Origin of the sequence: Stenotrophomonas sp. EMP41 (assembly GCF_047495535.1) — a bacterium.
Classification (GTDB): Bacteria; Pseudomonadota; Gammaproteobacteria; order Xanthomonadales; family Xanthomonadaceae; genus Stenotrophomonas; species Stenotrophomonas sepilia.
Genome location: NZ_CP179923.1, coordinates 4,145,801 through 4,158,867 on the forward strand (window position 1 = coordinate 4,145,801; position 13,067 = coordinate 4,158,867).

Below are 13,067 nucleotides of genomic sequence, written 5' to 3' on the forward strand. Positions count from 1 at the left end.
ACGCCCGCCAAGGTTGGCGTTCATCAGGGCAACCGGCCAGTAGATCCGCGCCATGCGTGGATGCCGCCCGCGATCCCATCGTCGCGGTCAGCGCCGCCGCTCCAACCACCACAGCAGCGATGCGCACAGCACGAACGCCAGCCACCACGGCCAGCGCGATCCCGGCACGGGTTGCATCACCGACGCGGTTGCCGGGGAGCGGCCCGCCAGCGCTCGCGTGGTTGCATCGATCATTGCCTGCCGATGCAGCGCGGGCGCGTCCTTCGGGTCGAATGCATAGCGCCAGACGGCAGCGTCACCGTGCTGCAGGCGCTGCCAGCCGGCCTCGCGCGGCCACCAGCCCGCGCAACGCAGGTCTGACGTCGCGCCATCGACGATCAGCGGCGTGCCTTCGCCGCGTGCGTTGAAGGCCTGCAGCGGCGCCTGCACGCCGCACAGCGCCTGCCGTTCGCCCGCCCAGCTGATCGGCTGTGGCGACCACAGCGCCTCACCGCTGCCCTGCGCCCGCGCCAGCGTGGCAACCACGCCGCTCCACAGTTCGCCGTGGCGGTCATCGCGGCCGGCCAGCACCCAGCGCCAGCTGTCGGTGATGGGCAGCAGGCCGATGCGGCCTTTGCCGGCAGCGCGCCAGCCGCCGACAGCCTTGCCGGTGCGATCATGCAGCAGCGCGTTGCTGCCAGGTACCTGCAGCGCCAGTGCTTCCAGTGTGGGCAGCGCGGCGTCGTGCGAACTGCGGTCTGCCTCTTCGCTGTAGCCGGTCGGCAGCGTACCCGCGGCGAGCGGGCCACGTCGTGCGGCGAGGACCGCGCTCTCGCCGTCACCGGGAAGTTCGAGGACCTGGCTGCTGCCATCACCCCGCAGCGGCAGGCCCAGATCGTGCAGGCGCTGGCGCGCGCTGGCCGAAGGGGCGCCCGCACTGCGTACCAGCACGCCCAGTCCCTCGCGCAGCGCCTGCCGCACAGCGGCCAGCTGGGCGGCATTCAATGCCGCCAGGCTGCGCTCGTCCAGCAACAGCAGATCGCTGCGCGCCAGCGACGCCGCGTCCAGCGGCAAGGCGCCGTCGCCGACGCTCAGGCCGGCACCGGTATCGGCCTGCACCTGCACGCGGATGCCGGCATCGGCTGCCCAGCGGCGCAGGTACTTCAGTTCGGGACCCGGCGCGCTGGCACGCACCTGCAGGCGCAGCGGCGCCGCCGGCAGGGTCTGCTGCGGCACCGGCACGCTGTCCACCACATGGCCGTCGGCATCGAGCAGGCGCAGCTGGAACACGCTGCGGCCTTCGGCCCGGGCGATGCCACTGAGCTGCACGCGGCCGTCGTCGGCCACCTCCGCGCGATCGACCACGCTGCCGGCGGGGTCGAGCAGTTCCGCCTTTGCCCTGGCAACGCCGCGCGCCTGCGCCCATACCTCGAAGCGTGCGCCGGGCGCACTGTCGGCCGGTGGCTGCAAGGCGACCCAGCCGCGCGGCGGTGCCGCCGGCTGCCAACGTACGTCGCGTGGCAGTACCGCATCGCGATCGCGTGCGACCAGGCCGGCACCGACCAGGGTGAGCGTGGAGGCCGGATGCTGCCGCAGCGCGGTGGCCAGGTCGGGTACGCGCTTTGCGCCGGGCACATCGGCAGCTTCCGGCAACAGCCACAGCGGACCTGCGCTGGCCGGGAACGCGCCGGCCTTGCCGGCATCGATTCCCAGCACAACCAGCCCGGCTGCGGGTTGCTGGCGGGTGGGCGGCACCAGGCAGAAATACAGCAGCGTGGCGACCATGACCTGCAGCCCGATCACCCCCCAGCGGCGGCCACGGTGCGCGGTATTGCCGCGCGACTGGCGAACGCTGGCGATCGCCACGATCACAACGAGTGCCAGGGCGATCCACAGGTTCAGGCCGGACGGGTTCATGGCTGCGCCTCCAGCGCGTCCAGGTAGCGCTGGCCCATCGCATCGGCGGCACTGCGCCGCATCGCCTGCGGCAGTGGACGCTGCAGCGCCCGCCACAACTGAGCGCGCAGGCGCTGGCGGCAGTCGCGGCAACCGGGCTCGATGCGCAGCTGCTCGATGGCGGCAGCCAGATCCAGCGCATCGGGCAGGTAGGCGGCATTGCGCTGCTGCCAGGCAGCGAGTGCGTCGAGGTCGGGCGCGCTGGTGTCATCACCGAGGCGCTGCCAGGCTTCGATGATGGCCGGGTCGGGCGGCGTGCGTGCGGCCAGCGGCAGTTCGCGACTGGCCAGTCCGGTGCGATCGCCGCCCAGCCGACGGCCTTCATCGATCGGCGGCAGCTCCGGCCCCACCCGCGCCAGATAGATGCGTTCGGCCTGCTGCACCTGCTTGATGAACCCCAGTGCCTTGTAGGCGAACGGCAGTGCCTGCTCCGGACGGCCCTGGCGCAGCTCGCCTTCGGCCGACCACATCTGGTCCAGCGCGGCCTTCAGCGTGGCCCGGGTCTGCGGGTCGAGCAGGGTCGCGGCCTCGGCATGGTCATGGGTATGACCGTATTCGGAGAGCACATCGGTGGCGCTGCCGAACACCGGTGGGGCATCGGCATTGGACGCTTTGCCGCCGTGATCGTGGCCATGCTCATCGTGTGCTCCGGCCTCGACGCCATGGTCGTGCTCGTGCTCGTCGTCGCGGTTGCCTGCAGCTGGCGCATCGCTGGTGGGCAGGTCGCTGGTCGGCGGCGGCTTCGGTGCGCCTTCGCTTTCCTCACCCAGGAACTGGCCGTAGCGCAGACGCAGGATGCGCTGGTCGACACCGATCGCATCGCTGCGCTTCACGAAGTCCTCGGCGGCGAGGCTGCGCCGCTGCCGGATCAGCGCCTCGGCATCGATGATGATCTGCCGCTGGCTGCGGAAGTAGGCCGGCAGCGTCTTCTTGATGCGGCCTTCCAGCTCAGCACCGAGCGCGACTTCGGCGCTGGGCAGGCGCAGGATCACACTGCTGCTGCGCCCGGCCTGCGGCGTCGGCGCATGGTTGTCGCGCACCTCCAGCTGGGCGATGACATCGCTGCCGGGCTGCGCGCCCAGCGCAGCCAGGTCGAGGGTGTGCGCGAATCGCCGTGCAGTCGCTTCGCCGCTACCGGTGAGGCCGACACTGCGGCGAGCGAAGGTGATGTTCTCGCCGCTGCCCTGGGTAATGGTGATCGACAGCGTTGCCTGCGTGGCCACGGCGTAGTCATCGCTGGCTTCGAACCGCAGCGACCACTGGCGCTGCCCGGGCGTGCCCAGCACCAGGCTGGTGGCGGGCTCCAGCACGCGCACGCTGGGCGCACGATCAGCGACCACATCCAGGCGATGCAGGCGGGTTTGGGCCAGTGCAGGTTCGCTCACCACGCGGTACAGCACAGGCACGCGCGCCACATCCTGCGCCAGCCACTGCCCATCCTGCTCGCTCAGCGGCAGCCGGCGGCCGTCGTGGAACTGAAGCCATGCCTTGTCCGGCGCGCGATTGAAGCGCAACGACCACGACAGCCGGCTGTCGGCGGCGACCTTGGCATCCAGCGTGTTCTGGGTGCGCGTGGCCTGGCCGGTATAGGCCGGTGCGTCGATCCGCAGGCGGGTGGACTGAAGGTGCAGCGGGCCGGCGGCAGCCGTGCTGACAGGCGCCGATGTGCGGGCCGGCGCGGAGCCGGGGCCGGAACGTGGCCAGCCGAATGCCAGCGCAGTGATCGCCAGGCCTGCGACCCAGCTCAGGGCCAACGCCTTGCGCGGCCAGCGCGGACGCAGGTCCGGTGTCCCGCGCTCCAGCGTCGCCAGCACATGCGCGCGCTGGCGGTGCTGCAGCGGATTGAGCGTGGCGGCATCGGCGAACAGCAGGTCGGCACTGTCCTCGCTGGCACCACTGGCATCGAGGTGGCGCTGCAACCATTGCGGGTCCAGCTGGCGGGCACGTGCCGTGGCGAGCGCTGCGCAGGCGAGCAGGCTGACCGTGCCGACCACGCAGGCGATATCGAAGCCCACCAGGCGCAGCGCCAGCGTCGTCGCGGCCAGCACCCACGGCAGGCCCAGCAGCAGGGTGGTGAGTGCACGGCGACGGCGTGCGCGCTGCCAGGCGTGCTGCAGGGTGTTCATGTGGCCACCCTGCGCCGGCGACTGCTGGCCATCCAGCGCTCCAGTGCGAACAGCAGCACGATGGCCAGCAGCAACCACATGGTTGGCTCACGCGCTGGAGGCGCTATGGCGGGCAGGGCGGCCCGGCGTGGTGCCTGGTCCTGTGCATCGCCGCGGCGCGGTGACGCTGGCGGTTGCAGCGCCAGCAGCAGGGCACGCGGCAACTGCGGGTCGCGCAGCGCAGCGTTGCCTGAGGCATCCCAGTCGCCGGGCAGTGACAGCAGGACACCGTGGCCGATGCGCTGCTGCCACAGCAGTGGCGTGCCGTCGGCGTTGCGCAGCAGGATGCTGGCGTCGCCAGCAGGCTTGCCGGCGCTCACTGCACGACCGCCGTCGCGCAGCCATGCCTGCCAGCTTGCCGGCAGTGCATCGCTGCGGCTCCATACGCCGATCTCGCCGCGTTCGGGCAGGGCACCGGCCGACAGAGGAGAGAGCGGCGCCGGCATGCCCCACGCGCGCTGCAGTGCGTTCACCCAGTGCTGGGCGGCGGCCGGCGCGCCGCTGTGCACGCGCAGGCGCGGCACCGTCGCGGCACTCGGTTGCGGAGTGGCCGGTACCGGTTGCGGCCGCCACTGCACTTCGCGCGACAGCTGCAGGCGGGCGCCGTCCAGACCGGGCAGGGGATCGGGAACGTGCACGGTCAACGCGGTGCCCGTGGGCAGCTGTGCGTCCAGCTCGCGCAGCAGGCTGGGCAGCGATGTGCTGGACGCAGGTGGTGCGTGATCGATAGCGGGGAAGCCGGGTGCCAGCCAGTGCCAGTTGCCCGCTTCGGCGCTCCCGCGCAGTGCGGCGGCGTCCAATCCGGGAGCCACTACCGTCCACGCGGTGGGGATGGGAGCGGGGCCGGTCAATGCAGGGCGTGCCAGCAGCAAGGCCAATGCAGCCAGCAGCAACAGGCGCATCAGCAGCAACGGCCCGTCATCGAAGCGGATGCGCTGGCGCGGACGGATCTGTGCGCGCAGCCAGCGCAGCGCGGCGAAATCCAGCGGCATGTACGGATGGCGCCGGGCCAGGTGGATCAGCAGCGGCAGCAAGCCTGCAGCGAGCGCGGCCAGGCCCAACGGGAACAGCAGGGTCATGCACCGCCCCCACGGCCGAACAGCGCCTGCAGTGCCTGGTCCAGCGGCTGGTCGAGCCAGCCGGTGGCACTGGCGATGCCACTGGCCTGCAGGCGCGACCGCAATGCGTTGCGTGCGTCAGCGAAGCGCTGCAGGTAGTCGGTGCGGATCGCCGCGCCATCGCTCAGCAGTTCCTCGCCGGTCTCCGGATCGCGGAAGCGATGGCCTGCGTCGAACGGGAAGTCGCGCTCGTCGGCGGTCAGGATCTGCAGCAGTGCCACTTCACGGCGTGCGCTGGCCAGTTGCTCCAGCAGCACGATGCAGGCCGCGTCGAAGCCATCACCAATCGCCAGCAGCAGGTCGCCCGGGCGCACGCGCTCCCACAGCGGGCGCAGTCGATCAGCCGCAGGCCAGGCGCCGCGTGCCTGCAGGGCATGCAGCTGCAGATGCACGCGGTCACGCTGGCGTGCGCCGTTCGCTGCCGGCACCAACTGCAGTCCATCGCCATTGATCGCCAGCAGGCCGAAACGGTCGCCCTGCTGCAGGGCCAGTTCCACCAGGCAGGCGGCCACGCCGCGCATGTGATCCAGGCGCGTGCGCTGCGGTGCCGCGCGATCGGCCTGGCCGGCCGAGGCGGTGGCATCGAGCAGCAGCCAGACCGTGATCGGGCTTTCGCGTTCGGATTCGCGCACGAAGAAGCGGTCCGAACGCGCGTACAGCTTCCAGTCGATCTGGCGCAGCTCATCGCCTGGTTCGTAGGCACGGTACTGGGCGAATTCGAGGCCGGCACCGCGGCTGCGGCTGGCGTGCTGGCCGATGCCACTGGCGCCGCTGGCCAGGCGTGGCCGCAGCTGCAGCAGGCGCAGGCGCGCACGCAGTTCCGGCGGCAACGTCAGGGCGGCAGCTGCGTTCACGTGTGGCTCAACCCGGGAACGGCACGGCCTGCAGCAGCGCGGCGACCACGTCGTCGGCACGCTTCTGCTCGGCCTCGGCGGCAAACGACAGCAGCAGGCGATGGCGCATCACCGGTGCGGCCAGCGCCTGCACATCCTCGCGGGTGGCGGCGAAGCGGCCCTGCAGCAATGCGCGCGCTTTTGCCGCGAGCACCAGCGACTGCCCGGCGCGCGGGCCGGCGCCCCACTTCACCCATTGGTTGATCGCTGCCGGGGCGCCGTCGCCTGGCCGGCTGGCGCGCACCAGGCGGGTGATCCAGGCCAGCACGTCGGGGCTGACATGCACCTGGCGTACGGCGGCCTGCAGGGCGATCACCGCCTCGGCATCCATCACCTTCGGCACCGCGTCGGTGGCACCGCCGGTGGTCTGTTCCAGGATCCGCCGCTCCTCGTCTTCGCTGGGGTAATCCACCAGCACGTGCAGCAGGAAGCGGTCCAGCTGCGCCTCCGGCAGCGGGTAGGTGCCGGCCTGCTCGATCGGGTTCTGCGTGGCCAGCACGAAGAACGGCGCGGGCAGTGCGTAGGTGGTACCGGCGTAGCTGACGGTGCGTTCCTGCATTGCCTCCAGCAGTGCGGCCTGGGTCTTGGGCGGGGTGCGGTTGAGTTCGTCGGCCAGCAGCAGGTGGGTGAAGATCGGGCCCTGCTGGAAGCGGAAATGGCGATGGCCGGTGCCGTGGTCTTCCTCCAGCAGCTCGGTGCCGAGAATGTCGCTGGGCATCAGGTCGGGGGTGAACTGCACGCGCCGGAACTGCAGTTCCAATGCTTGGCCGAGCGACCGTACCAACAGGGTCTTGCCGAGCCCGGGCGCACCTTCCAGCAGACAGTGGCCGCCGGCCAGCAGACCGATCAGCAGCTGCTCGACCACCGTGTGCTGGCCCACCACCGCGCGTGCGAGCGCGGCGCGCAGTTCATCCAGGCGCGGCAGCAGGGAATCGAGGTCGGAGGCGTTCATGGGCGTGCAGGTCCTGTCAATTGTTCAGCGCGTACATCACGATGTTGACGCCAAAGCGGGTGTTGTCTTCGGCCAGGAAGCGCTTGTTGCGCCAGTCGTAGTCCCACTCGCAGCCATAGTCCTTGTTGCTGTAGAGCAGGCCCAGCCGACCATCGACCTCGATGCCTTTCAGATAGTCGTGCACCAGGTCGTCGCCCCAGCCGTTGAGTTCGAAGCTGGTGGCGGGCGGACCGTCCGGGAAGCGGAAGAAACTGCGGTACAGCGCGTGGCTGTTGGGCAGTTTCTGCAATGCCTTCGGGCCGAACAGCCGGCCCATCTGTGCTTCGAACGAGGTGGCGAACAGGCCGTCGATGTCATGGTTGCAGTCGTCGACGAAGACGAAGCCGCCATTGCGCACGTAGCGCACGAAGTTCTGCCGTTCAGCGGCGTTGAACTCCACCAGCGTGTGCCCGGCCAGGTAGCAGAACGGCGCTTCCAGCATGCGCGGGTCGGCCAGGGCGACCACGTGTTCCTGCGGGTCCACCCGCAGCGAGGTGTAGTCGATCAGCGAGGTGATCAGGTTGGATGGCATGCGCGCGTCCACGTCCCAGTCACCGGAGTCGTACTGCAGGCGGGTGAACCAGAAGTCGTAGCGCGAACTGCGCGGGCCTGCCTGTGCCCAGGCCGGCAGCGCCGCCGCCGAAGCGGCAGCGGCCAACCAGCGCAGGCAGGCCCGGCGATCCATCAGACCGCGTCGGACAGCGAGGTGAAGGTGAAATCGCGCAGCTTCATCGGCGGGATCATCATCACGAAGCTGGATTCATCACCGGCCACACGCACCGGCTTGCCCAGCTCTTCGATGTTGTTGAGCATGATCACCGGCGACTCGTTGAAGCGGAAGTTCTTCACCGGGTGCTTGATCTGGCCGTTCTCGATATAGAAGGTGCCGTCGCGGGTCAGGCCGGTCAGCAGCACGGTCTGCGGATCGACCATGCGGATGTACCAGGTACGCGTGACCAGGATGCCCTTCTGGGTGCCGCGCACCAGCTCGGCGGTGCTCTTGTCGCCACCGCTCATCAGCAGGTTGCCCGGCGAGGCCTTGGCGGTCTTGCCCTGCTTCTGCGCCCAGAAGCGCGAGTAGTCCAGGTTGGCGATCCTGCCGTTCTCGATGATCGCCATGCGCTCGCGCGGCAGGCCCTCGTTGTCCCACGGCAGCACCGGCGCCTCCGGATGCCACGGGTCGGCGATCATGGTCACGCGCGGGTCGTAGACCTGCTCGCCCAGCTTGTTGCCGCCGCCCTTCTTCGACAGGAAGCTGCGGCCTTCATCGGCCGAGCGTGCACTGAAGAAGTTCATCATGAAGCTGATCAGGCCCGCCGCCGCGGCCGGCTCCAGGATCACCGTGTACTTGCCCGGTTCCAGCGCCTTGGCTTCGGCCGACTCGGTGGCCTTGCGCATGGCGATGCGGATGTCCTGGTCGGCCTTGAAGTCGGCAGCATCCTTCAGGTTGCGGCCGACCCAGCCCGAACCGCGGCCATCTTCGGTACGCACGGTGCAGGTGTAGTCGAAGTTGGTGGTGCGCTGGTAAGCGAAGTTGCCGTTGCTGTTGGCGGTGGCCTGGAAGCCCTGGCCGTCCTCCAGGAAGCCGGCGGCGATCAGGCCGTGGCCGCGGCACGGGGCGATCGAATCGGCAGCGACCTTGGCACGGAAGGCTGGATCGATCGCGGCGGTGGATTCGCTGAAGGTCGGGCTGGCGCGGTAGCTCTGCTTGCCGATGGCCGGCATGAACTCCGGGTTCTCCGGGGCCAGGCGGGCCAGGTCTTCGGCACGGCGTACCACGCGTTCCAGCGCGGCGTCGTCGAACTCGTTGATCGAGGCGGTGCCCACGCGCTTGCCGAAGGCGACGGTGACCGCCAGCTCGGTGTTGTCGACGATGCCGCTGGTGGAGACATTGTTCAGCGCGAAACGGATGTTGCCGCTGATCGCACCGGCCAGCACGGCGGTGCACTCGTCGGCCTTGGACAGGGCGATGACCTTGTCGAGGATGGCCTTGGCCTGGGCTTCGGTGAAGATACTCATGTGTAAGGGCTCCTGACCGGTCAGCCGAGGCTGCGTGCGGTGTTGATGACGTTGATGCCGTTGAAGCGCGCGGTGGACGAGCCGTGCGAGACCGCCGAGACCTGGCCCGGCTGGCCCTTGCCGTCGAAGAACGAGCCGCCCAGGCGGTAGTCGCGCTCGTCGGCCACGGCGGTACAGGCGTTCCAGAATTCCGGCGTGCGGATCTGGTAGGCCACGTCTTCCAGCATGCGGGTGATCTGGCCGTTCTTGATCTCGTAGAACAGCTGACCGCCGAACTGCGCGTTGTAGCGCTGCTGGTCGATAGAGAACGAACCATCACCGATGATGTAGATGCCGTTCTCCACGTCCTTGATCAGGTCCGGCACGCTCAGCGGCTTCTTGCCCGGTGCCATCGACACGTTGGCCATGCGCTGGAACTGCACGCTGGACCACGAGTCGGCATAGCAGCAGCCGTCGGACTCGGTCTTGCCGAGGATGTGGGCCTGGTCGCGGATGGTCTGGTAGTCCACCAGCTTGCCGTTGCTGATCAGGTCCCAGCGCTTGCACTTCACGCCTTCATCGTCGTATGCCACGGCGCCGAGGCTGCCCGGCTGGGTCTTGTCGGCGAAGATGTTGACCAGCTCGCTGCCGTACTGGAAACGCTGTTCGCGCTTGTCCAGGGTGGCGAAGCTGGTGCCGGCGTAGTTGGCTTCGTAGCCGAGCACGCGGTCCAGTTCCAGCGGGTGGCCGATCGACTCGTGGATGGTCAGCCAGGTGTGCGACGGATCGAGCACCAGGTCGTACTTGCCCGGCTTCACCGACGGTGCCTTCAGCTTTTCCTGCGCCTGCCGGGCGGCGGCGATGGCGTCTTCCTTCATGTCGTAGGAAGAACTGTAGTTGACCACGCCATTGGGGCTGACCACCTTGCCCGCGGCGGCACCGTCCAGGTACTCGTAGCCCAGGCCCATCGGCGAGGACAGGCCCGAACGGGTGCGGAACTTGCCGCTGGCCTTGTCGATGGCGGTGACCGTCATCGGCGCCCAGATGCGATGCACGTCCTGGTCGATGTAGGAGCCGTCGGTGGAGGCGAAGTACTTCTGCTCGTTGACCAGGAACAGCATCGAGTTGACGAAGCTGGCACCGGCGCCCATTGCGGCGGCGTTGACGTCCAGCAGCAGGCCGACCTTGTCCTTGATCGGCACCTCCATCGCATTCTTGCGGATCGGCGTGCGCCAGCTCACCTCACCCACGCCCGGCGCCTTGGCCAGCTGCACCGGCGCGGTCTGCACGCCGGCGTTGGCCTTGGCGATCGCGGCCGCCTGCTGCGCTGCCTTGGCCACGTCGGCGGTGCCCAGCGCGTTGGTGGCGGCAAAGCCCCACGCACCATTGACGATCACGCGGATGCCGACGCCGGTGGACTCGGTGTTCACCACGTTCTGCACCTTGTCCTCGCGGGTGATCACGAACTGCCGCAGGTAGCGGCCGATGCGCACGTCGCAGTAGGTGGCACCGGCCTGGCGGGCGGCGGCCAGCGCCGCATCGGCCAGGCGCTTCTTCAGCCCCAGGTCCAGCGTGCTCTGCAGCTGCTCGGCGGCGATCACCTTGCCGAAGAAGGAGGGCACGATCAGCCCGCCCGCGGTAAGCCCGGTCAGGGCCAGGAAGTCACGTCTTTGCAAGGCTGCTCTCCATGTCGAAGGATGGGTGGCTCAAGCGCCGAGACTGCGCGCGGTGTTGATGATGTTGATGCCGTTGAAGCGGGTGGTGGACGAACCGTGCGAGACCGCCGAGACCTGTCCGGGCTGGCCCTTGCCATCGAAGAACGAACCGCCCAGCCGGAAGTCGCGTTCATCGCAGATGGCGGTGCAGGCGTTCCAGAATTCCGGCGTGCGGATCTGGTAGGCCGCATCCTCAACCATGCCGGCGATCTTTCCGTCCTTGATCTGGTAGTACAGCTGGCCGCCGAACTGCGCGTTGTAGCGCTGCTGGTCGATCGAATACGAACCGCGGCCGTGGATGTAGATGCCGTTCTCCACGTCCTTGATCATGTCCTCGACGCTGAGCGGTTGCTTGCCCGGCGCCAGCGAGACATTGGCCATGCGCTGGAACTGCACGCTGGACCAGGAATCGGCATAGCTGCAGCCATGCGATGCATCGCGGCCGAGGATGTGGGCTTCATCGCGGGTGGCCTGGTAGTCGACCAGGATGCCGTCGCGCACCAGGTCCCAGCGCTGTGTCTTTACGCCTTCGTCGTCGTAGCCGACCGCACCCAGGCTGCCGGGCTGGGTCTTGTCGGCGAAGAAGGTGACGATGTCGCTGCCCCAGCGGAAACCCGCATCGCGCTTGTCCAGCGTGGCGAAGCTGGTGCCGGCGTAGTTGGCTTCGTAACCGAGCACGCGGTCCAGCTCCAGCGGGTGGCCGACGTTCTCGTGAATGGTCAGGAACAGGTTGGACGGGTCCAGCACCAGGTCATACTTGCCGGGCTTCACCGACGGCGCCTTCAGTTTCTCGCGTGCGTGGCGGGCGGCCGCAATGGCGTCCTCGACCGGGTCGTAGGAATCGCGGTAGGCAGTGATGCCGCCGGGCAGCTGCACCTTGCCGCGCGCATCGCCATCGAGGAACTCATAGCCCATGCCCATCGGCGAGGACAGGCCGGCGCGGGTGCGGAATTTGCCGCTGGCCTTGTCGATGGCGGTGGCGGTGAACGGCAACCAGATGCGGTGGATGTCCTGGTCGATGAACGAGCCGTCGCTGGAGGCGAAGTACTTCTGTTCGTTGACCAGGAACAGGGTGGAATTGATGTAGTCGGCGCCCGCATCCAGCGCAGCGGCATTGAGGGCCAGCAGCAGCTCGACCTTGTCCTGGATCGGCACCGCCATCGCGTTCCTGCGGATGGGCGTCTGCCAGCGCACTTCACCAACGGATGGCGTGGGTGCCAGTTGCACCGGGCGGGTCTGGATGCTGGCGTTGGCGCGGGCGATTGCCGCCGCCTGCTCGACTGCCGCGCGCACGGCGGCCTCGGTCTGCTGGTGGGTTGCAGCAAAGCCCCAGGCACCGTTGACGATCACCCGCACGCCCACGCCGGACGATTCTCGGTTGGTCACATTGCCGACCTGGTGCTCGCGGGTGATCACCGACTGGTTGAGGTAGCGGCCGATGCGCACATCGCAGTAGCTGGCCTTGGCCGAGCGCGCGGTGGCCAGCGCGACCTCGGCCAAGCGCCGGCGCTGGGCGGTATCGACCGGCGCCAGCAGCTGCTCGGCGGCGATGGCACGGGAATGCGGCAGCAGCAGGCCGGCCAGGCCCAGACCGGAAAAAGCCAGGAACTCACGTCGTTGCACAGCGTTTCTCTCTCTCGCTTGCGTGCGGTCGGCAACGCGCCGGACCGATCACGTCAACTCCTCGACTTTCGCCAGCGCGGCGCAACCGGGCAAGTGACTGCAGTCATGGTTGGGGAGGGTTTCGGCAGGGCTGCGCCCTGCACCTGCTCAATGCAACGGCAACGGCAACGGCAACGGCCAAAGCCAGAGCCAGAGCCAGAGCGGCATTCCGTGGGTGGGCGGGGCGGCGTCGGATTGCGGGGACGCCGTGAATCCGTCCATGGAGGCTTGGCAGCCGCATCCATGCGGCTGACACCCCGCAATCCGACACCGCCCCACCTCTGACAGATTCCTGCGGCTGTTGGTAGGTGTCGACCTTGGTCGACACATCTGTCAGGTATCGAAATGAATCCGGGGTCAGATCCGTTTTCCTGTGGAAAACGGATCTGACCCCAAGAGCACTTCCGACAGATGGCGGAAATCTGTCGAAGGCGGGGTGGGTCCGGTTGCGGGGGCGTGAGCGCCATGGATGCCGCGACCGAGCCTACAGGGACGTATTTACGGCGTCCCCCGCAATCGGACCCACCCCGCCAACCCACAGCAAGTCCGCTTTTGACGTTGCTTCGGCCTTTGCCGTTGCTCCTGCGGGT

9 protein-coding genes are annotated in these 13,067 nt (G+C 68.7%); all 9 read right to left on the minus strand.

Features of this window, described 5'->3' with window-relative positions:
• Nucleotides 1–87: 87 nt before the first annotated feature.
• Genes ACMGRF_RS18935 through ACMGRF_RS18975 form a run of 9 tightly spaced genes read right to left on the minus strand, consistent with a single transcriptional unit; the run spans nucleotide 88 to nucleotide 12,438 of the window.
• Nucleotides 88–1,896: a hypothetical protein gene (locus tag ACMGRF_RS18935; protein WP_414485476.1), complete on the minus strand. Its 1,809-nt coding sequence runs from the start codon at nucleotides 1,894–1,896 to the stop codon at nucleotides 88–90.
• Nucleotides 1,893–4,061, minus strand: a complete 2,169-nt coding sequence (locus tag ACMGRF_RS18940; protein WP_414485477.1) for a hypothetical protein — start codon at nucleotides 4,059–4,061, stop codon at nucleotides 1,893–1,895. The genes ACMGRF_RS18935 and ACMGRF_RS18940 overlap by 4 nt, the downstream gene beginning before the upstream one ends.
• Entirely contained in the window at nucleotides 4,058–5,179 is a 1,122-nt protein-coding gene (locus ACMGRF_RS18945; RefSeq protein ID WP_099488182.1) for a BatA domain-containing protein, read from the minus strand. Before ACMGRF_RS18945 ends, ACMGRF_RS18940 begins: the two co-directional genes overlap by 4 nt.
• Nucleotides 5,176–6,072 (minus strand): DUF58 domain-containing protein, encoded by an 897-nt coding sequence (locus tag ACMGRF_RS18950; RefSeq protein ID WP_414485478.1) that lies wholly within the window; start codon nucleotides 6,070–6,072, stop codon nucleotides 5,176–5,178. The genes ACMGRF_RS18945 and ACMGRF_RS18950 overlap by 4 nt, the downstream gene beginning before the upstream one ends.
• Nucleotides 6,073–6,079: 7 nt before the next feature.
• The gene (locus ACMGRF_RS18955) at nucleotides 6,080–7,063 is read right to left on the minus strand and encodes an AAA family ATPase (protein WP_049416131.1); all 984 of its coding nucleotides are present in this window, start codon (nucleotides 7,061–7,063) and stop codon (nucleotides 6,080–6,082) included.
• 16 nt (nucleotides 7,064–7,079) lie between these two features.
• The gene (locus ACMGRF_RS18960; RefSeq protein ID WP_005421001.1) at nucleotides 7,080–7,787 is read right to left on the minus strand and encodes a DUF4159 domain-containing protein; all 708 of its coding nucleotides are present in this window, start codon (nucleotides 7,785–7,787) and stop codon (nucleotides 7,080–7,082) included.
• On the minus strand, nucleotides 7,787–9,121 hold the full coding sequence (locus ACMGRF_RS18965; protein WP_049416132.1) for a TldD/PmbA family protein: 1,335 nt from the start codon (nucleotides 9,119–9,121) through the stop codon (nucleotides 7,787–7,789). Before ACMGRF_RS18965 ends, ACMGRF_RS18960 begins: the two co-directional genes overlap by 1 nt.
• A 20-nt stretch (nucleotides 9,122–9,141) precedes the next feature.
• Nucleotides 9,142–10,776, minus strand: a complete 1,635-nt coding sequence (locus ACMGRF_RS18970; RefSeq protein WP_061479900.1) for a TldD/PmbA family protein — start codon at nucleotides 10,774–10,776, stop codon at nucleotides 9,142–9,144.
• 30 nt (nucleotides 10,777–10,806) lie between these two features.
• Complete coding sequence (locus ACMGRF_RS18975) at nucleotides 10,807–12,438, minus strand: TldD/PmbA family protein (protein ID WP_061479899.1); 1,632 nt, start codon at nucleotides 12,436–12,438, stop codon at nucleotides 10,807–10,809.
• Nucleotides 12,439–13,067 lie beyond the last annotated feature (629 nt).